Below are 21,859 nucleotides of genomic sequence, written 5' to 3'. Positions count from 1 at the left end.
CTGCGCCTTAATAATAAAAAGGTGCGGTATAAAAAATTATGCCTGCATTAGGAAAAGGACTGGGATCGCTGATACCCAGTAAAAACAAAAAAGTGTTAGTAGAAGATTTGGGTGAAGAGATAGATGTCAAAAGTATTGAAGAAGTGCCTGTAGATCAGATAGTAGCCAATCCTTGGCAACCTCGTACTCATTTTGATAGTGACAATCTGAACGAGTTGGCTGAATCCATAAAGCAGCATGGTTTTTTGCAGCCCTTGATAGTTTCCAAAGAAGGTAATAATTACCAATTGATAGCTGGTGAACGCCGTCTCAGGGCTTCACAGATTTTGGGACTTACTCATGTGCCAGTTATTGTCAGGCAAGTGAGTGATAGGGATAAACTGGAACTTTCGATAGTTGAAAATATTCAAAGAAGAGATCTCAACCCTCTAGAAACCGCCAATAGTTATAAAAGGCTTATGGAAGAATTTGGTTTGACTGTTGAAGAAGTAGCTGAACAATTGGGCAAGGGAGTCTCTACTGTCAACAATTTTTTGCGCCTTTTAAAATTACCAATTTTGATAAAAGAGGCTCTAGCCAAGGGAGAAATTACTTTTTCTCACGCCAAATTAATTTTGAGCCGTCAGAGCAAAGAAGAGCAAATAAAGCTTTTTAAAGAAATAAAAAAACATGATTTGACCGTCAGTCAGCTAGAAGAAATAAATAAAAAAGAATCACTCAAATATAAAAAAGATAAACCGCGTGATCCGGTTCTTGCTTCTTGGGAGGATAAGCTGACCAAAAATATTGGCGCCAAAGTCTCTATCAACAAGCACGGTGAAAGGGGATTTGTCAAAATAAATTTTCATTCTCATGCCGAGCTAAAAAATATTTTTGATAAATTGGAAAGTTAACATAAAAAAACAACCCGCGGGGTTAAATAAACTCGCGGGTTGTTTTTTTATTCTTTGTTTAATTGGCTCCGGATTTTACTTTTAGCCATATTGGTGGCTACCATTTTTACCCAATCAGCATTGGGTTTTTTCCTTTTTTTGTCGGTCATTATTTCTATGACGTCACCGGATTTGAGTCTAGTATCTAGAGAGGCAATCTGATTGTTGATTTTGGCACCAATACACTGATTGCCAATATCAGTGTGGATGTAATAGGCAAAATCAAGCGGAGTGGCATTTTCCGGTAGCTCTACCACGTCTCCCTTGGGAGTAAAAACAAAAATTTGGTTGAGGAAAAGGTCGTTTTTGATATGCTTTATAAATTCGGTATTATCAGTGATGGTTTTTTGGATTTCTATCAGATGCTCCAGCCATTTGGGAGGATTTTTCTTTTTACCTAGCAGGCCTATTTCTTTGTACTTGCTATGAGCGGCAATACCAAACTCAGCTTCCTCATCCATGAGTTTTGTTCTTATTTGAATTTCGGCTATTTTACCAAAGTCAGTAAAAACAGAAGTGTGTAATGATTTATAGCCATTTGGTTTTGGCTGGGCAATATAGTCTTTGACGCGGCCTTTGAGGGGTGTCCATTTTTTGTGAATAATACCCAAGACGCTGTAGCAATCAGCTATATCATCTACTATGATACGAAGGGCAATAAGATCATAAATTTTGTTTATATCTTTGCCTTTGCGAAGTAATTTGTTGTAGATGCTGTATAAACTTTTTATTCGGCCTCTGATCTGCAAAAAATCAATATGATTTTTTTCTAGTTCGTTTTGGGTTATTTTTTTTATTTTTTCAATGTATTTTGTTTCGGATTTTAATCTGTCTTCTATCAGATCGGTAGTCCAGGTATATTCTTCTGGATAAACATATGGAAAAGCCAAATCTTCCAGTTTGCTTTTTATTCGAAACATTCCCAAACGATTGGCTAGAGGGGCATATATTTCTAGAGTTTCTTGGGCAATGCGCAATCTTTTTTCTGGACGTACTCCGCGTAGAGTTTCCATGTTGTGTAGACGGTCGGCCAATTTGATGATTATAATTCTCAAATCATTACTCATTGCCAAAAACATTTTACGCAAGTTTTCGGCATATCTTTCCAGACCGCGATATTTGAAGTGACCTAGTTTGGTGACACCTTTGACTAGATAGCTAATCTCACTGCCAAAATTATTTTTTATATCATCAAATGTAAAATCAGTATCTTCTGGCACATCGTGTAGTAGCCCAGCAGCAATAGAAGGGATGTCCATTTTCATTTTGGCCAGAGTATGGGCTGTAGCAATAGCATGATATATGTAGTCTTCCCCAGTTCTTCTTTTTTGTCCTTTGTGAGCTTCTGAGGCAAAGTGAAAAGCCTTGACCACAAGATTGATATCGTTGTCGCCATAGTTTAGCATCAGTATTTTTTTCAAATCATCAAAAGTAGTCATAGTTTAGTATTTATTTCTTTATCATAATATTTCGGCCTTAAAATAGCAAGGGCTTTATTTTGTTGACAAAAAACCTTGCTGAGCTCTTTTAGCTTTCCGCTGATAGGGGAGGAATTTATGAAAATAAAAACCCCCTTGTTAAGGGGGATTTAAGGGATTAATCTTCAACTAATTTCGCTGGGTCCACTTTTTTACTATATTCGCACGATTCACATTTGATAGTAGACTTATTGGCTTGGATCAGGAGATTTTTACATTCTGGACACAGGTCGCCCGTTGGTTTACCCCAGACCAAATGTTGGCAGTCAGGGTATTTGTTGCAACCATAAAATATTTTTCCCCTTTTACTTCTTCTGGCTACCATTTCTCCTTCGCCACATTTTTGGCATTTTACGCCGGTTGATTTGGTAACTTGTTTGGTGGTTTTACACTCTGGATAATCAGAACAAGCAATGAATTTTCCAAAACGGCCGGTTTTGACAATCATATCTTTGCCACAATTTGGACATTTTTCGTCTACCTTTTCCGGTTCTTCCACTTCACCGTCGCTGTTTATTGGTTTGGTATTTTTACAATCTGGATAGTTGGTGCAGGCTAGGAATTTTCCAAAACGGCCTAGTTTGATGATCATTGGGCTGCCACATTTATCACAAATTTCATCAGTTTTTTCTTCAGTAATTTCTTTTTTGGAAAGTTCGTGTTCTTTGACTTCTAGATTTTTGGCAAATGGTGTATAGAATTCTGAAATGACTGGTTGCCATTCTTTTTTGCCCTCGGCTATTTCATCCAAATCATCTTCCATCTTGGCAGTAAAATTATAGTCAACAATATCTTGGAAATGTTCTACTAATAATTGATTTACTATTTCACCAATTTCAGTCGGAGCCAATCTTTTTTCTATTTTGTCTACGTATTTTCTATCAATGATAGTAGCAATAGTTGGGGCATAGGTAGAAGGCCTGCCAATACCCAAAGCTTCCATTGCTTTGACTAGTCCGGCTTCAGAGTAGCGGGCTGGCGGGGTAGTAAAATGCTGTAGAGCATCTATTTGTTTTATATCCAGTTTTTCACCTACTTCTAAGGCTGGCAATTCTTTTTCTTCACTATTATTATCATAGACAGTTTTGAATCCGGCAAACTTGGTGACACTACCATTAGCCTTGAGTTGCCAGGCAGTGTCTTTGGCATCAATAGCTACATTGGTGCTTTCAGTGATAGCTTCAGACATTTGCGAAGCTACAGCTCTCTGCCAAATCAGAGAATATATTTTGTATTGTTTAGAATCAAGGTGTGATTTTACACTTTCAGGATCGTTGGCTACATCAGTTGGTCGGATGGCTTCATGAGCTTCTTGAGTAAACTTGGCTTTTTTCTTAAAATGACGTCCACCGACTTTTATGTACTCTTTACCAAATTTTTCAGTGACATAACTTTCGGTAGCTTGTTTAAAGTCGTCAGACAGATTAAAAGAGTCAGTTCTCATGTAAGTTATCAAACCAGCGTGTCCTTGAGTACCGAGCTTGATACCTTCATAAAGCTGTTGGGCAATCATCATGGTTTGTTTGGCACTATAGCCAAAACGTCGGTTGGCATCCTGCTGTAAAGTAGAGGTAGTAAAAGGAGGTAGAGGAGATTTTTGGTTTTCTTTGGCAGTAACCTCTTTTATTTCCAATTGAGCTTTTTTTATTTCTTCCAAGGCTTGTTTGGCTTTGGCTTCATCAATATCAAATTTGCCTAGTACCTTATCATTTTCTTTGTGTAGGCTGATATCAAAATCTATTTTGTCCTTAGAACTCTGGCCTTCAACTGTCCAATATTCTTCAGCCTTAAATTTTTTTCTTTCCTCTTCACGTTCTACTATCAAGCGCACAGCTACGGATTGTACTCTACCAGCAGACAAGCCGCGGGCGACTTTTTTCCATAGTAGAGGAGATAGTTTATAGCCGACCAGTCTGTCTAGTATTCTTCTGGCCTGTTGGGCATGAAAAAGGTTTATATCCAAAGCACGGGGACTTTCCAGAGCTTTATTGATGGCATTTTTAGTTATTTCGTGGAAAGCAATTCTTTTTTGTTTGTTCTTAGGCATATCCAATAGTTTTTGTAGATGCCACGAGATAGCTTCTCCTTCTCGGTCCTCATCAGTAGCGAAATATACCATATCAGCTTTTTTGGCCAGACTTTTTAGTTTTGTTACTTGTTTTTTGGCCTTGACGGGCACTGTATAACTTGGTTCAAAATTATTTTCTATATCAACACCCAATTTACTTTTTGGCAAATCGCGTACGTGTCCGTATGATGATTCGACTACATAGTCTTTGCCCAAAAAGCCTTTGATTGTTTTAGCTTTGGTAGGTGACTCAACTATTACTAATTTTGACATAAAATGCTTATTAATTTTTTGATAACGGTTGTGACTATAAAAGAAGTATTATCTTTTGTCAAGTTTTAACTCTTTAATGATATATTCTTCACTTACCCATTTCTTCCTGATTTCACCAGCTAAAAAGAAAGATCCAGTAACCAGTATCAAGTCAGATTGTTTGGCTGACTTTAGGGCAGATTCTAGGGCTTGATAGGGGTCATGATAGATGTTTATGGGGGTTTTGGGAGAGATTTTTTGACTGGCGATTTTTAGTTTTTTTAGGTCGGCTGTTTTTTTGCCACTTATCAAGTACCTGGTTATATAAATTTTGTTAGCCAGAGGGATCAATTTTTTGAGCGGAACCTTATAATGTTTGGTAAACCCAAAGCCTAAAATAAGGTACATTTTTTTATATTTTTGCTTTTTGACAAATTCTATCAGATTGGACAACTTGTCTCCGTTGTGTGAGCCATCAAGGATAATCAAAGGATTTTGACTGATTATTTCTTGCCGGCAAATCAGGCCAAAAGAATTTATAACTGATTGAATATTTTTGGGCTTTATTTTTAGGACATCTAAAATATTTAAAGCTAAATCTAGATTTTTTCTTTGACGCTTAGTATCAAAATAATTACTGAGCTGATAATTTTTGCTCAATGGACTTGGTTGTATATACCAAGCTTGTTTATTTTTACAGACAGATAGAAATATTTTTAAAAGCTTAGGATTTTTTTCAGTAGTAATAAAAATACTATTTTTTTTGATGATCCCAGCTTTATCTTTGGCAATAGCAGACTTGCTGTTGCCCAAAATTTCCATATGATCCATACCAACATTAGTGATAGCTGTTACTTTTGGGTTGGCTATTACATTAGTTGCATCATGCCTGCCGCCTAAACCAGCCTCCAGTATTACCCAATTACACTTTTTATTTTTAAAATGTAAGAGTGCAATAGCTAGCCAAACTTCAAAGTAAGATATAGCTTCAGTTTTAAATTTTAAAACATATTTGTCTAGTGCTGGTTTGATATCATTTTCCAAAATTTGGTGTAGCTCCTGAGGCGATATCAATTTATTGTTGATACTTATTTTTTCAATACTGGTTGTGGCAAAGGGAGAAGTAAAAGATCCAACTTTTAGTCTGGCGTTGGCTATTAGGCTTTCCAATACTTTGACAGTTGTGCCTTTGCCACTGGTGCCAGTGACATGTATAAAATTTTGTCCTTTATGAGGAGAGCCGACTAGAGACAAAAAATTTTCCAGTCTGCTTATAAAGTGTGCTCTATCGTGGATTCCCAGTAGATAGTTTTGTCTAGGGATATTGGAAAGTCCTTCTATAAACTCAATATCTTTTTGGTAATTTTTAGGCATGTTTTTTTTCGTTAGACTCCAAGCCAGGTTGAGGTCTTAGCCATTTGACTCCCAGATATACAAAAGGAGTATCCAAGAAAGCTAATATTATCTTTAGTATATAATAAGGTATAGTAAGCTCCCAGACATAGGCGGCGTCAAATTGTGGTGTTAGCTGGTAAAAAGCCAAAAACATAAAGATAACTGTATCAATAGCTTGACTGACCATAGTAGAGAGATTGTTTCTTAGCCACAAAAACCTACCTTTAGTTTTGGCTTTCCAAAATTCAAAAGCCCATAAGTCATGAAATTGGGATATTAAAAAAGCGACTATTGAAGCCAAAAATATTCTGGCGCTGCCTGAAAATATAGTTACAAAGGCAGAGTTGGTCTCGGCAAATCTGTCAGCTGGCGCCATGATGACACTTAGTTGTATAAATAAATAGCTAAAAACTAGGGCTACTACTGTAAACCAAACTAGATTGTAGACGTGTTTCTTACCTTTTACTTCAGATAATATATCAGTTATCAAAAAACTAATTGGAACCAATATAGTACCGATAGAAGCAGCTACCGGGCCAATATTTACTATTTTTATCCCAATGACATTGGCCAGTATCATGGAAGTTATAAAGATTATTTGTAAAAGAAATATTTTTTGTTCTGAGGATAATTTCATCCCGTTGGAAATATTTTTTAATTGCATATTATTTCTACTTGGTTAAACTGATTAATTTTTACAATACCCTGAATCTCCATCTCGGAGATCAGGATACCAATTTGCGCCAAACTTATATTTGTCTGGGCGGCTAGTTTATCCAAGTTTAAAGGTTCTGTCTGTAGTGTAGAGTATATTTTAGCATGTAATTTATTTTTAAATATTATTTTTTTTGATTTATTTTTATTTTTCAAACCATAAAAATTTAATATATCATCACCTGAGGTCAGAATTTGAGCGCCATTTTTTATTAAGTTATTTGGCCCTTCGGATAGTCGGGTATTTATATTTCCCGGTAGAGCTAACACTTCTTTGCCTTCATCAATTGCTACCTGAGCAGTTATTAGTGTACCAGATTTTTTGGCTCCGGATATAACGATAGTAGCTTTACTTAATCCGGCTAGTATTCTATTTCTTCTGGGGAAATTGTGCAACTGTGGTTTGGCCAAAGCGCTGTATTCCGAAATAAGTAAGCCACCTTGGTTTATTATTTTTTTGGCCAGATGGCGATTGCCTTGTGGGTAAAGGACCTTGTCGTCCAATCCTGATCCCAAGACGGCAATAGTTGGCAGATTGTTTTCTAAGGCCAGGTTATGGGCTTGGCTATCTGTACCAATAGCCAAACCACTAGCTATGACCAAATCAGTGCCTCGGAGATTATTTATTATATTCTGGCACATCTGGTTGTGATAAGAGCTAAAGCTACGTGATCCTACTACTGTTAAAATATTTTTTTGGTTTAGTAGTTTGATATTGCCTCTATAAAAAAGAAAGAGCGGAGGATCATAGATGTTTTTTAAGTTGGCCGGATAATCTTTGTCCAGGATACTAATGTAGGGTTCTTTTATTTGGGAAAAAGATTTTTTGACACTGGATAGAAAATCTTTATCAGATAGATGTTTGTTTATCTGGTCTATTATTTTTTGAGTGGTTAATTCGCCAGATAAATATTGTCGTATTTTGGCCGGCCCTAGACCTTTGATCAATGATAAAAAGTATAGGAAAAAATTATCCCGGCCAGCAGGATTGCCCTGCGGATAAAAATCGCTTTTCATTCCGATAGAAATTAATAATCAGCTGTCAATTATGATAGTATATGTTTTTGTTTTTGTAAAATTTGTATTCTTTACATATTAGAAATTCCCTGCTATTATTTAGTTAGAAAAATTATTAAATTATAGATATGCCAAGAGCAAAATCCACTACTGTCAAGAAAATCGCCAAAGCAAAAAATGTCTCACAAGATGAGAATACTTTGATGGAATTTGAGCAGTTTATTTCCAAAAAACCCACTACTTATAATAGTAGAGGCAGAAGCTGGCTGACGGCCACATTACTTATCCTTATTATTGTTTTAGCCGGCGCTTGGATATTTGTTTCCCGTACTCCTCAAGTTCAAAAGGAATACAAATTCAAAGCAGTAAGACTTGATGATAATCAGGTATATTATGCCAAAGTAGTCAAAGAAGATTCTCTGTATATTTATCTTGACGATGTCTATTATATAATGATGCAAGATCAGACTATTCCAGCCCAAGAAGAAGGAGCTGAGGACAAGATAGTCAATGTCCCAGTGCTTATCAAACGTGGACAGGAGCTGCATCAACCACAGGGCTTTATGCAAATCAATCGTGACAAGATAGTAGAAATAGAAGAGATTGGTCCTGATTCTGAGATTATCAAAGAAATAAATCGTCAAGAGGGATTATAATGTATAAGCAAATCAATAACCTTCGAGGTTGAATAACTTCGAAGGTTATTTTAACCAGTTAGATACTTTGTTTGTAGATTTTGAAAAATAATAGATAGAATAGTAAAGTAATAGTGCTAGTCTTAGATTAATTAATGACAAAATAATGAGCAAACAAATCAAAACTTTATTAATTATTATCGTCCTGATACTTTTAGGCGGCTTGGCTTATTTGCAATATAATTCAAAACATGAGGCCAATAACGAAAACACGAATGTTGACATTGGGAATGAGCAAAACGCAGAGGAGATAGATACGAGTGAGTGGGTTACTTTTGAGGATGAAGAGTTGGGCATTAGCTACAAACATCCAGCAGAAGGATGTAGTTGGAATGGAGCTGGACCCGGTACTAGTGCTTCTAATGCCATCGGTTGTGGGGAATCTGTAATGATTTATAAACCAATTAATTATTCTTATAATAGTGATATTTTTAGCAATTTTAATAGTATGACATTGCATGAAATTACGGAATATACTAGAAAATTTAACAAGAATAAGTATGATTTTGATCAATATATAAGTGAAGTCGAACAAGTCAATATAAATAATTATAACGTTTATAAATTTTCTGTAGACAAAGCTTTTTCTATACCTTGTGATGAAAGTGATATGGGTTCGTGTTTTGGTATGGCCTTAGACAAAAAGAATGATATTATATTCATAGAGAATACATCATTAAATAAAATATTAGTAAGTATAATTCCGTATGGTGATGTTGTTTCGGAAGCTATTTTGTCTACTATTACATTTTTAGATTAGTAAATTTATATAGATTTATAAAAGCGATTTGAGAACTATTTTATGGTTAGTCTTTTTGTAGGTAGAAAATAGCAAATAAAATTTATTAGTTTGTTATTTTCTGACTGCAATTCTGTGGTCAGAGCACAGCTCTTTACAATCTAAGCAACGAACGAAAGGATGGAATCATGAAAAAGCTCAGTCTGATTCTTATAGTGCTGATCATCTTGATCAGCGGGAATGCTTGATCTTTGATCGAACCAGCGATTTCTAGTAACTATGTTTTAACCCCTTGGGTTGAATAAATTTGCTCTAACCATAGCCAATTATTTGACAAGCTAGTTTATAAAGAGTATTCTACCAGTAGAAATATTAATTAAATAGCGTATGAAAAAACAGAATTTAATTATTTATATTATCATTTTACTGCTTATAGTAGCGGGGGTTTTCTACTATTTTGATAGTCAGAAAAATATAGTTGTAAATAATAATCAAAACACGAACATTGACAATGTAAACACAAGTGAGCTTGATACAAGTGATTGGGTTGAGTATGACAATATGCCAGCTGGGTATTCTTTTAGATATTTAGATGGTATGAAGCTGATTATTAATGAAGATATGCTGAACGTTAATTTATTAACATTAAGAACAAATGATAGCGATGACAACGTTGTATCCTTTCGCGCTCATACTAAAGAGTCACACGTTCAGAGGGGACTGGGTTTTCAAGATTTTCATACATTCGAGTCTGTAGATGGTAGTTATTACGTCACTTATGGAACGGACCAAAGAATAGAAGTTCAAGTTATTGAGGTTTTAAATAATGACATAGGCAGTGTTGCCATTATTGATGGTAAAGCATTGAATGAAACTATGCCGATATTAGGAGTCAGTTCTGATTATGTGGCAATAATTAATTTGTTAGAAGGCTACCATTACTACGGAATCTCAGTTGTACCTAATGATGATATTGTTAGTTATGATGAATTCATAAGAATGATGCGAAGCATAAAAGCTATATAAATTACCAACAAATTTAATAGAAAAGCGAAATTGAGAGTTACTTGTAACGGTTGGTCTTTTTGTGTCCAGAGATTGAGGAATAGGATAGTGTAATATTCTTTTTCTCTGACCACAAAGTCAGAATTTCAGTTCATTACAATTAAAACAACAAACACAAGGGAGGTTGTTGATTCCGCTAGTTATCTTTTGCTATGGCAGTAATTCTTCTGCCAAAGTGATTCACCCAATTTCAAGGAGAAAAGAACAATGCGTCGTACAATGATGATCCTGTTGGCATTGGTGCTGTTTACCACCAATGCCTGGGCTCTGACAAAGCCCATCGATGTTCGTGACTACGACATGACATATAGTGGCGTAGTTGGTACGGGCACTCTTGATTATATCGGTACGGTCAACGGAACACTGTATCGAGACAATCAAGATGATGGCGCTACTTGCGGTTGTGGATACGGTGAAGGCAAGGGAGGCCATCCGGCTGTTGATGTCCCGTGTTCTGTTACCCCAATATTTGCTATAGCTTCCGGTGAGGTAGTCTCGGCCGGTTGGGATAGCAGAGGTTTTGGTAATACAATAGTCGTTCGTCATGATTCGGGAGACATCCCGTCACTAACAGCTCCACAAGATGTCATATACGTTTGTTATAGCCACCTGAGTTCTATTTCAGTCTCAGTTGGTAGTGTAGTATATGAGGGGCAAACAATTGGTGCAACAGGTAATTCTGGACCCTCAACCTACCATCTACATTTTCAGATAGATAGGTATAAGAGGCTTGATACGGGTCAAGTGGTATCTACCAGCAACACCAATATTTCGTCAAATACACATCCCTTCCTGCCGTCGCCTTACTTGCCAAACGTGCAGGATCCTTTGCACGAACTAGAGAATTACACCATCAACCCCATGGCTTTTCTGCAGATGGACAGCTACGATCCCTGCTATGTCCCCGTTGGCTTTGTGCTCAATGAGGACTACTCGGGCTATCCGACATGGAGAACAGACGGTCTATCTCAAGCTTTCCGGGACAAATACGATAGTTATGTGTTTGAGGGGCAAGATACTCCTCAGCATGGAGCTATTGGATTTCCTTGGGACAATGCTCCTGACTGGGTCTCCTATGGTCAAGCCGTGCACAAAGTGGACGACATGTGGATTCAAGATTTCTATGGCCCCAACAACGGCTTGACTTTGCCTTACAGCGCATTAATCAAGGGAGACGGAACAGCTGGCGTCTATCTGTTGAAGGAGGGATTTTGGGATTACTGGGTTAACAACGCCGGTTGGGAGGTCTTCGGTTATCCGGTCACGGATGAATACATGGTTGGCGAGGTGCCACACCAAACCTTTGTCAAAGATGGTCAACAGATTGTCTTTGCCTGGGAAGGTGGATCAGAGCCAGACGTTGAGTATATGTCTGGCATATCGGCCAACATGTACAATGTGACTTTCACCAGTCTGGCTAAAGTAGCAGGCGATGGAGTTTATCACTCCGGTTTGTCAGTGACGGACTTCGGTGATCCGATTGAGATGATTGAGGGCAGAACCTACGATGGTTTTTACGCTATGGTCGGCGGAGAGCAGGAGCTGATTGGTCCTTTCACGGTCAATGGCGACATGACCATCATCGTTGGTGAAATAGTGCCTACAGCTAATTTTACTGCAACACCAACCTTTGGCACAGTGCCATTAACTGTGCAGTTTACTGATACTTCAGTCAACAACCCTACTTCTTGGGTATGGACATTCGGTGAGGGTAGCACTTCAGCTAGCCAACATCCAAGTTTTACTTACAATGGCGCTGGCGATTTTACTATTTCGCTGACAGCTTCCAACGGTTCAGGAGGTGATACTATAACTAAGACGAGCTACATTCATGTGTATCCTCCTGTCCCGACTGCAAATTTCTCTGCTACTCCAACCTTTGGTGCTAATCCATTGACTGTTCAGTTTTTTGATCAGTCAACCAATAGCCCTACCTCATGGGCATGGGACTTTGGCGATGGTGCTAATTCATCAGTAGAAGATCCTGTCCACACCTACACCACAGCAGGTGTCTACACCGTTTCTCTTACAGCGTCAAACGGATCAGGTAGTGATACAGTTATAAAAACTAACTTAATCACTGTCAACGATCCCATTCCTCCTATAGCTGACTTTAGGGCTGATGTGACATCTGGCCCAGCGCCTTTGACTGTGCAATTCACTGATCAGTCAAGTGGTCAGCCATATAGCTGGTACTGGAACTTTGGAGATGGTAACGACATAACAGGAGAAGGCCCTCATAGTAATACTTATACTTCGGCCGGTGTCTATGATGTATACCTTTATGTGGCGAATCAGTATGGTTCTGATATTTTGACGCGCTATGCGTACATCACAGTGGCTGATCCTAGTGGTTGCACTGGTAACGGTGCCTACCATTTCGACGGCGTGAATCAATATCTAGCTGTCGGCGTTATGGTTGGAGGAGTGTTTGGTAGCGAAACCACCGTTGAAGCTTGGGTCAAACTGGATCGTAACAACGTAGAGCAAAATATCTACAGTTATTGGAATGTGGATCCATATAAGATGTTCAATCTTTATGTGGACAATACTGGTCATCTTGTGGGGGAGCGTTACGGCACAACCCCCTCGAGCGTGGTTGGTTCCACAGTCCTAACCGTGGACGAATGGTATTACGTTGTTATGGTTTCTAAACATGGTGAACCAACCAAGGTTTACGTGAATGGAGTGCTAGATGGTACCTCCACTACTGTTTTGGACACGCCAAATACTAGCAGTGCTTTGCTGGGAAGTATGGCCGCCCAAAATTATAATGGTACCTATATCAATTACCTGGAAGGAGTAATTGATGAAGTTCGTGTTTCTACGGTAGCACGCACAGCTACTGAAATTTCCAATTACTACTCCAGCGCTGCAGAAATGATGGCGGATGCTAACACGGCAACTTTGTGGCACATGAATGGCGAGGCAGGGACTGCTGATAAGACGGCGGGTGTTGCTGGGACTGTTCTGCTTCGGGATTTGGAAGAAAGGAATAATCCTCAAGCAACCAGTGGCTTCAATGAGTGCCTGCCACTTGTGGCGGATTTTATTGCTACTCCGATCAGCGTCTACACTGGTAATCCTGTTCAGTTTACAGACCAATCAACTGGTGAACCGACCTCATGGAACTGGAGTTTCGGCGATGGTAATACGTCCACTGTTCAGAATCCGACCTACACCTACGGTATCCATGGTATCTATACAGTGTCGCTTATTGTAGCCAACGCTGCTGAAGCAGACACCTTGGTGCGTACGGATTACATCACATCGTCCAAGCCACCTGAGGATAATGATGTGTATCCTCACAGTGAACCCAACCCTTCAAACCCGCTGGCAGTGATTGCCTTCAAGATGGAAAAAACTGGTCATGCTACAGTAGCCATTTACGACATACGAGGTCGTAAAGTACAGACACTGCTTGATCAGACTCTTAGCGCAGGTGTTCACGAAGTGATCTTTGATGGAAAGGAGTTTGTCTCTGGCACCTACTTCTATATGATATGTAGTGCCGAGGGAACTGACGTCCGAAAGATTACCCTGGTGAAGTAACCGTTTGTTGTTTTGAAACCCTAATAGAGCCCCACTTACTGTATGTGTACAGAAGCGGGGCTTATTTTATTTATATACAACTATAAAGTGCCAATAGTTACTTTACACTTTTTACTTTATGGTTTATAATAAAGACACTATTTATGCCGAAGAGGATTAGAGATACAGGACTTATCAAAATCGGGGAGCTAGCCAAAATGTTCTCTGTTTTGCCATCTACTATAAATTTTTATACCAGAGAGGGATTACTCAAGGCCGACGCTAGAAGTCAAGGTGGCTACCGTCTTTATAATCCTGAAAAAGCAATGAGGGTGCTCAATAAAATTGATGATTTACAAAATAAAAAAAGATATACAATTGAAGAAATAAAAAAATTGCTATAAGCCTCTTGGCCCTGTTCATGCTTGGGGGCCAGGAGATTTATAACAAAAAAATATTATTATGAAACAAAAACTAGACAAAATTTTCTGCCTGCCGACTAGCAAGGCCAAAGTATATCAGGCCAAAGGCGGTCGCAAAAAAGCCAAGACTTTTTGGCAAAAGATTTATTCTTTGTTTTTCTAGCTATTATTGTCAAATAGGCTATTTTGGGTTAGAATAAGCAAACATTATACTTATGGATTTTAAAGACAAAGAAAAAGAAATACTGGATTTTTGGGATAAAAATCAAATTTTTCAAAAATCAATAGACAAAGACGCGCCTCAGGGTGACTATCTTTTTTATGATGGCCCGCCTTTTGCAACAGGTACTCCTCACTACGGACATTTGGTCGCTTCTATAATGAAGGATGTGGTGCCTCGTTTTTGGACAATGCATGGTTTTAGGGTGGCTAGAAAATGGGGTTGGGATGTCCATGGCTTGCCAATTGAAAATATTGTTGAAAAAGAGCTTGGTTTTGCCACCAAAAAAGATATAGAAAAATATGGCATTGATAAATTCAATGAAAATTGCCGTAGTCGGGTGATGGAATATGCTGATATTTGGAAAGGGACTATCAGACGCCTGGGTCGCTGGGTGGATATGGAAAATGACTATAAGACCATGGACCTGGAATATATGGAAAGTATTTGGTGGGTTTTCAAGACTCTTTGGGACAAGGGCCTGATCTATGAGGATTACCGCTCTATGCATATTTGTCCAAGATGTGAGACTACACTTTCTCAGTCCGAAGTGACCGAAGGCTACAAAGATGTCAAAGATTTGTCACTGACTGCCAAGTTTGAGCTGGTAGAAGAGCCGGGCACATTTGTATTAGCTTGGACAACTACGCCTTGGACCTTGATTGGCAATGTAGCACTAGCTGTGGGCGCTGATATTGATTATGTAAAAGTTAAGATAGATACGGGAAGTGAAAAGTCGAGTATAAAAATTGGTACATTAGAAAATGTTAGCGTACCTAAATTTGAGACTTTTATTGTGGCTAAAGAGTTATTAGATAAGATTGTAGATAATAGAGCACATGAAATACTGGAAACTTTTAAAGGCCAAGATTTAGTTGGCAAAAAATACAAGCCTTTATTTGATTATTACTATAATGATAAAAATTTAGCCAATAGAGACAATGGCTGGCAAATATATACGGCAGATTTTGTGACAACTGAAGAAGGAACAGGAATTGTGCATATGGCACCAGCTTTTGGTGAAGATGATATGAATCTAGGTCGTGAAAAAAACTTGCCTTTTATTCAACACGTGGCCATGGACGGACATATCAATAAAGAGGCTATAGATTTTGCCGGCTTAAATGTCAAACCAAAAGATAATGTCCAGGCAACTGATGTAGAAATACTAAAAAATTTGGCCAAGCGTAATCTGCTTTTTTCCAAGGAGCAGTATGAACATAGCTATCCGCATTGTTGGCGTTGTGATACACCACTACTCAACTACGCTACTTCATCTTGGTTTGTAAATGTATTAAAGATAAAAGACAAATTAATTGAAGATGCCAAAAATATAAATTGGATTCCCGAGCATATCAAGGCTGGTCGTTTTGGCAAATGGCTGGAAGGAGCTCGCGATTGGTCTATTTCTCGTCAGAGATTTTGGGGCTCAGTCATACCGCTGTGGGTCTGCGACAAATGTCAGACTCAAAAAGTATTTGGCTCTATTGAGGAATTAAAAGATGCCAGTGGCATAAAAGTAGAAGACCTTCACAAACATGTGGTGGACAAAGTGACTTTTACCTGTTCGCAAAGTGGATGTGACGGCACAATGCGTCGTATTCCTGATGTCTTGGATTGTTGGTTTGAGTCAGGCTCTATGCCTTATGCTCAGTTTCATTATCCTTTTGAAAACAAAGAAAACTTTGACCAAATATTTCCAGCCAAGTTTATTGCTGAGGGATCTGATCAGACCAGAGCTTGGTTTTATTATTTGCATGTCATATCAGGCGGAATAAAATCTAGTCATGCCTTTCAAAATTGTATTGTAAATGGTATTGCCTTGGCTGAAGACGGCAAGAAGATGAGTAAAAAACTCAAGAATTATCCGGAGCCAGATGCAGTAATGGAAAAGTACGGCGCTGACGCTTTGAGAATGTATCTTTTGTCATCGCCTGTCATGTTGGCTGAGAATTTTTCTTTTGTAGAAAAAGATTTACAAACTACCTATAGAAGATTTGTGGTCATTTTGCAAAATGTTTTAAATTTTTATAATTTATTTTCTGAAAATAAAAAAGTAAAAGCTAGCTTGCCAAATAATCCTACTAGTGACCTGGACAAATGGATAATTTACAAATTGTTTCTATTACACAAGGAAGTGTCAAAATCCATGGAAGAGTACAATCTAGTCAAAGCCACTCGTCCAATATTTGATTTTGTAGATGATTTGTCAACTTGGTATGTCAGACGATCAAGGTCAAGATTTAAGGACGGCGATAGTCAGGGTATTGAGACACTGGGTTTTGTATTGTTTGAATTGTCAAAAATAATTGCTCCTTTTGCCCCGATGACAGCGGAAATTATTTATAAAAGTTTTGAGACGCAAAAAGAGTCGGTGCATTTGGAAGACTGGAGTAATTTTGATAGTGCCACATTTGACGAAAAGGTTTTGCAATATATGGACACTGTCAAATTGATTGCTGAGAATGTCCATGCTCTGCGTGCCAAAGCAGGACTCAAAGTCAGGCAGCCATTGGCAGAATTAGCTATTGAAAGACAACCAAATTTGGATGGTCAAACAAAATATCTAGAGATATTGTCTGATGAGCTTAATGTAGAAAAAATATCTATAGTTGATAAAGTATCAGCCAAAGATGGTTGGCAAACAGTGGCTATTAATAATTTTAGTGTTTCACTAGATACCAATCTAAATGATGAACTAAAAGATCGTGGTGTAGTCAGAGAGCTCATAAGATTTATCAATGCTTTGAGAAAAGAATCTGGTCTCAAGCCAAGCGACAGTCCGGTAGAAACATACCAGACAGATTCAAAATATTTGAAAGAGCTTATTTTAAAATACAAAGAAGAGTTGATAAAAAATACTTCGGCCGGTGATCTGATAGAAGTGTCTGAAAAACCCAAACATTTTAGTGAATGTAATATAAACGGCGAGGAAATTATTTTAGGATTAAAATTGTAAGTCATGTCTTTTAAGACCGATGCTTTTGTACTCAGAGTCCGTCCTTGGCGCGAAGCTGACCGTGTCTATGATTTGTTTACCCCCCAGGAAGGCATTATTAGTGCAGTTTTGAAGTCAGCTGCCAAATCAAGTAGCAAATTGTCCGGGCATCTTTTACCCTTTGCCAAAGTCAGAGTGATGATTGGTCGTGGCAAGCTAGATCATATGGCCGGTGCTAGTATCTTGGTCCATTATCCAAACCTTAGAAACAATCTCAGAAATATGTCTTTGGCGTCATCAGTAGTAGAGTTGTTTTTGTCTGATAGAAATACTGGGCAAAAATTTAGGGAATTTTCTTTGCTGGAGCATATTTTTACCATACTGGATCATCCGGCTATTGTGATGGAAAAAAAGATGATTTTGGTGCGAGCTTTTTTGTGGAAATATTTGGCTTTGGCCGGATGGCAGCCTAGATTTGAGGCTGGCCAGACAGCTGATAGTCAAGGTATAATGTATATGGAGCACGAGCAAAAAACCAATATAGAGATTAGTAGTCAGTTGTTTGATTTTTTGCAGTATATTATCGGGGCTGATTGGGCTGAGCTCATCAATCTATCTATTGATAATCAGCTTAGTCGTGAATGGCTCAAAGTATCACAAATTTATTATCAATCAATATTTGAAAGACCTTCTAATTCATTAAAATTATTTACTTATGGCTAAAATAAGCAAACGCAATCTTGATGCCGCCAAAAGAGCGCCTATCAGGAAAAAATCATATGAAGCGCCATCTTTGAACAGAAAAAGATCTGTGCCCAAGGAGTATCAGAGCTTTAATAAAGCTCCCAAGAGTAAAGGTGGTTGTCTATGGTTTTTGTTTTTGATATTTTTGGCCACTTTGGCTGGATTTTGGTATTGGAACAAGCAAAGCAACCCTGAGCCGGAAAGAAGTGCACAGTTTTCAGTAGAAGGTCCCAAAGAGATAGTTTCTGGTGATCAGGCTGTCTATATAGTCAAATATAAAAATATAGATGTGGTGCCTTTACAGAAAATGGAACTTAACGTCCGTTGGCCGTCAGGATTTTATTTTGATGAGGCGAGTGTAGAGCCTCATGATCTCAATGCTACTACTTGGTTTTTGGATGACTTGCAGCCTGGTCAGACCAAAGAAGTACAAATAAAAGGACAACTTGTCGGACAAAAAGATGAGGTATTGTCAGCTTCATTTACTCTGGGATATCAGCCAGAAAATTTCCATTCTGATTTCAAAGAAAGGGAAGTGATAGATACCACTATAAAAGAAAATAAAATAGAGATGGCTATAGAAGGTCCAGACAAGATATTGGTAGCTGATCCTGTACAGTTTAGGCTTTTATTTAAAAATCTAACTGATGAAAAAATAGAAAATCTTTATACTGATGTACTTTTCCCAGATGATTGGGCTCCGGTAGTGCTAGAGCAGACTGAAGAGGAGAAAGAAGATAATCCAGCAGCAGAAGCAGTCAATAGTGATTTTGTGCAAGAAAATAAATATTATGTATTTAGCCTGGAGCCAGGAGAAGAAAAAATAATGTATTTGGATGGCAATTTCCCTGTAGATAGTTTGACAAATCAATTATTGGTTATAGAAGTTGGTAATATGGCTGATAATAATTTTCGCCGTTTATCCAGAGTAGAAAAACAAATCACAGTAGTCAATCCAAAGTTTGATATTAGTTTGCAGGTAAATGGAAAATATGGTACGCAGGCTGTCAATTGGGATGATACTTTGAAGTATCAACTGGAAATAACAAATCAAAGTGAAGCTGATATTTCAGATGTCCAAATTTTGGCTCTGATTGATACTCCTCTTTTGAGTTGGGATACTTTAGATAGTGTTGGCAATTATGAAGAAGGTAAAATAATTTGGACTAAAGATGAGGACGAAAGCTTGTCTTCATGGCCGACTGGAGAAACCAAGACCTTTACTTGGCAGGTAAAGATCACCGGTGAACCACAAGTAGATAGGACAATAGAAAATATAGTAAAAATAAATATTCAAGGTTTATCCGATTGGGAGCAGGTCACCTCACCGCTTCTTTTGACTGTTGGCGAGAGTCTGCGATTCAACAATGGAATATATTGGGATTTGGGAGGACGAAGAGTTGGCTCCGGTGTTTTGCCACCTCAAGTAGGAGAGGATACTCAATACCTTGTTATTTGGTCTTTGCCAGAAGCAACCGGTCAATTTGATGATGTAACTGTTGAGACCACCTTGCCTCCGGAAGTAAATTTTATCAGTGAGACAGATATCCAAGCTGGAGATTTAGAATTTGATCTAGAAGGTAGAACACTTACTTGGAATATAGCTAATTTTAATGAATATATATTGCCATTAACCGCTTCATTTTTGATACAAATCACCCCAATTAGTGAGAGCCAGGGTCAAGCCGCTACATTGCTAAATCCGACTACTGTACAGGCCAAAGGTCTAGAAGAGGTAATGGTTAGATCAAAATTGTTGAAGACTTCCGATGTGATAGCTGACACGACAGATGCCATAGGCATTGTTCAATAAAAAATTAATGTTTAAGCTATTAAAAAAATCTAAAAAATCTAAAGCAAGATTAGGAGTATTAAAGACCTCCCGAGGGGAGATTAATACTCCTTTTTTTATGCCGATTGCCACCAAAGCGGCTGTCAAATCAATGGAAGCAAAGGAAATAAAAAATCTGGGAGCTCAGATAATACTATCCAACACTTATCATAATTTACTTCGTCCGGGTTTGGAAGTGATAAAAAAAATTGGATCATTGCATAAGTTTATGGACAATAGTTTACCGATTTTGACCGACAGCGGAGGCTATCAGGTATTTTCTTTGGCCAAACTGAGAAAGATAAAAGGAGATAATATCGAATTTCAATCTCATATAGATGGTAAAAAATATATTTTAAATCCCAAAAAAGTCATTGATATTCAAGTAGCATTGGGTAGTGATATTATGATGGTGCTAGATGAATGTGTCGGATTGCCCAGCTCTAGAAAAGAAGCATTACTTGCTTTGGAAAGGACTAGCCGTTGGGCCAATATTGCTATTGACTACAAAAAAAGTCTGGACAAAAAATCCAAACAAATAAAAAAACAACTTATCTTTGGTATAGTCCAAGGAGCAGATTTCAAAGACCTCAGACTGCGCTCAGCTCAAGAACTAGTGGCTATGAATTTTGATGGTTATGCTGTCGGTGGTCTGGCAGTCGGTGAGCCAACTAGTACTATGTATAAGGTGCTTGATTATACAGTTGACCAGTTGCCGGAAAACAAACCTAGATATTTGATGGGCGTAGGTTATCCGGAAAATATAGTGGAAGCTGTCAGGCGTGGCATTGATATGTTTGATTGTGTCATACCAACTCGTGAAGCGCGCCACGGAAAATTGTATATCAGAAAAGGCCCTTTGCCTGTCATTGCGAGGAACAAAGTGACGAAGCAATCTAAAAGTTCTAGATTGCTGCGCTCCGCTCGCAATGATAATTCCTCAAGCTGGTACGAAACTATCAATATCAATAATGCCAAGTTTGCCAAAGATACCAAAGCAATTAGCAGCTATTTAAAAAATTATTCAAAGAGCTATCTACATCATTTATTTAAAACTAAAGAGCCGCTGGCTCTTCGTCTAGCAACAATTAATAATTTAAAATTCTATCTTGATTTGATGGAAGATATAAGGGTAAGTATAAAAAAAGATATGTTTTAAAATATGAAGAAATGGGGATTTACATTGATAGAAGCGATAATAGTCGTATCTATTATTACAGTAGTTATGGGAGCTGTGTTTGTTTCTTTAAATCCGACAAAAAGATTTGGCCAATCCAATGATGGTAGACGCTGGGCTGATCTGGCGACTATCAGTAAGGCAGTAGATATTTATACAGCTGATAATGGTGCTGCCCCGTCTGATTTTGCTAGTTCTACTGTGGCAGTAGGTATGAAAGTAGTACTTTGTGATTCTTCGGCCACCTTGACCTGTGATGGTGATACATATGGATGTTTAGTCGTAGATGACACTTCTTTTCTGGGAACCTATTTGCCGGCTATACCAGTTGATCCTAGTAAAACTGATGCTAGCGACAGCGGATATTATATGACTAGAGAATCTAGTGGAGCTATTTCTTTTGGCTCTTGTAGTAGCTATAGCGGTGAAGATGTCAAAGTAATATCAGCTATCAATATGACTGCTTATAGTGTTACTTGTGGTGATGGTTTGACTCAGGCCACTGAAGTATGTGATGATGGTGATACATTTAGCGAAGGATGTGGTAATGGCGTAATAGAAACAAATGGTACTTATTGCAATAGTACTTGTTCGGCTGTGATAGTAGTTGGTGTGAGTGAAGTTTGTGATTCTCTTTTGAT

16 protein-coding genes are annotated in these 21,859 nt (G+C 38.0%); 11 read left to right on the top strand and 5 right to left on the bottom strand.

Translation table 11 applies throughout. The features are described 5' to 3' along the window. Positions 1-38 precede the first annotated feature (38 nt). Complete coding sequence (locus tag KKH39_00080; GenBank protein MBU1202439.1) at positions 39-893, top strand: ParB/RepB/Spo0J family partition protein; 855 nt, start codon at positions 39-41, stop codon at positions 891-893. A 47-nt stretch (positions 894-940) separates the two neighbouring features. Here the strand turns inward: KKH39_00080 and KKH39_00075 are convergent, their stop codons facing one another. The 5 genes from KKH39_00075 to dprA form a co-directional block, all read right to left on the bottom strand. Continuing rightward, positions 941-2,338, bottom strand: a complete 1,398-nt coding sequence (locus KKH39_00075; GenBank protein ID MBU1202438.1) for a RelA/SpoT family protein — start codon at positions 2,336-2,338, stop codon at positions 941-943. A gap of 190 nt (positions 2,339-2,528) precedes the next feature. After that, positions 2,529-4,751, bottom strand: a complete 2,223-nt coding sequence (gene topA, locus KKH39_00070) for a type I DNA topoisomerase (protein ID MBU1202437.1) — start codon at positions 4,749-4,751, stop codon at positions 2,529-2,531. A 48-nt stretch (positions 4,752-4,799) separates the two neighbouring features. Next, entirely contained in the window at positions 4,800-6,104 is a 1,305-nt protein-coding gene (locus KKH39_00065) for a hypothetical protein (GenBank protein MBU1202436.1), read from the bottom strand. Then, positions 6,097-6,789, bottom strand: coding sequence for a queuosine precursor transporter (locus KKH39_00060; protein ID MBU1202435.1), 693 nt, complete (start codon positions 6,787-6,789; stop codon positions 6,097-6,099). Before KKH39_00060 ends, KKH39_00065 begins: the two co-directional genes overlap by 8 nt. After that, positions 6,780-7,856, bottom strand: a complete 1,077-nt coding sequence (gene dprA, locus KKH39_00055) for a DNA-processing protein DprA (GenBank protein ID MBU1202434.1) — start codon at positions 7,854-7,856, stop codon at positions 6,780-6,782. Before dprA ends, KKH39_00060 begins: the two co-directional genes overlap by 10 nt. 128 nt (positions 7,857-7,984) lie before the next feature. Between dprA and KKH39_00050 the strand changes: the two genes are divergently transcribed. The 10 genes from KKH39_00050 to KKH39_00005 form a co-directional block, all read left to right on the top strand. Further along, positions 7,985-8,512 carry a hypothetical protein gene (locus tag KKH39_00050; protein ID MBU1202433.1) on the top strand — a complete coding sequence of 176 codons (528 nt, stop codon included), beginning with the start codon at positions 7,985-7,987 and terminating at the stop codon, positions 8,510-8,512. A gap of 145 nt (positions 8,513-8,657) precedes the next feature. Next, a complete protein-coding gene (locus tag KKH39_00045; GenBank protein MBU1202432.1) occupies positions 8,658-9,311 on the top strand; it encodes a hypothetical protein in 654 nt (217 codons plus the stop codon). A 366-nt stretch (positions 9,312-9,677) separates the two neighbouring features. After that, a complete protein-coding gene (locus KKH39_00040) occupies positions 9,678-10,316 on the top strand; it encodes a hypothetical protein (protein MBU1202431.1) in 639 nt (212 codons plus the stop codon). Between the two features lie 246 nt (positions 10,317-10,562). Then, positions 10,563-13,907 (top strand): PKD domain-containing protein, encoded by a 3,345-nt coding sequence (locus tag KKH39_00035; protein MBU1202430.1) that lies wholly within the window; start codon positions 10,563-10,565, stop codon positions 13,905-13,907. Positions 13,908-14,050: 143 nt separating this feature from the next. Then, complete coding sequence (locus tag KKH39_00030) at positions 14,051-14,290, top strand: MerR family transcriptional regulator (protein MBU1202429.1); 240 nt, start codon at positions 14,051-14,053, stop codon at positions 14,288-14,290. Between the two features lie 233 nt (positions 14,291-14,523). Next, positions 14,524-17,487, top strand: coding sequence for an isoleucine--tRNA ligase (gene ileS / locus KKH39_00025; protein ID MBU1202428.1), 2,964 nt, complete (start codon positions 14,524-14,526; stop codon positions 17,485-17,487). Between the two features lie 3 nt (positions 17,488-17,490). Further along, positions 17,491-18,189, top strand: coding sequence for a DNA repair protein RecO (gene recO, locus KKH39_00020; GenBank protein ID MBU1202427.1), 699 nt, complete (start codon positions 17,491-17,493; stop codon positions 18,187-18,189). Beyond that, entirely contained in the window at positions 18,182-20,023 is a 1,842-nt protein-coding gene (locus tag KKH39_00015) for a hypothetical protein (protein MBU1202426.1), read from the top strand. Before recO ends, KKH39_00015 begins: the two co-directional genes overlap by 8 nt. A 7-nt stretch (positions 20,024-20,030) precedes the next feature. Then, positions 20,031-21,200, top strand: coding sequence for a tRNA guanosine(34) transglycosylase Tgt (gene tgt, locus KKH39_00010; GenBank protein ID MBU1202425.1), 1,170 nt, complete (start codon positions 20,031-20,033; stop codon positions 21,198-21,200). A 3-nt stretch (positions 21,201-21,203) separates the two neighbouring features. After that, positions 21,204-21,859, top strand: a 656-nt coding sequence (locus KKH39_00005) for a hypothetical protein (protein MBU1202424.1), incomplete at its 3' end; no start/stop codon positions are given.

The organism is Patescibacteria group bacterium (genome assembly GCA_018819405.1).
Classification (GTDB): domain Bacteria; phylum Patescibacteriota; class Patescibacteriia; order UBA1558; family GWA2-36-10; genus XYD1-37-29.
This window is presented reverse-complemented; position numbering and strand designations above follow the sequence as displayed.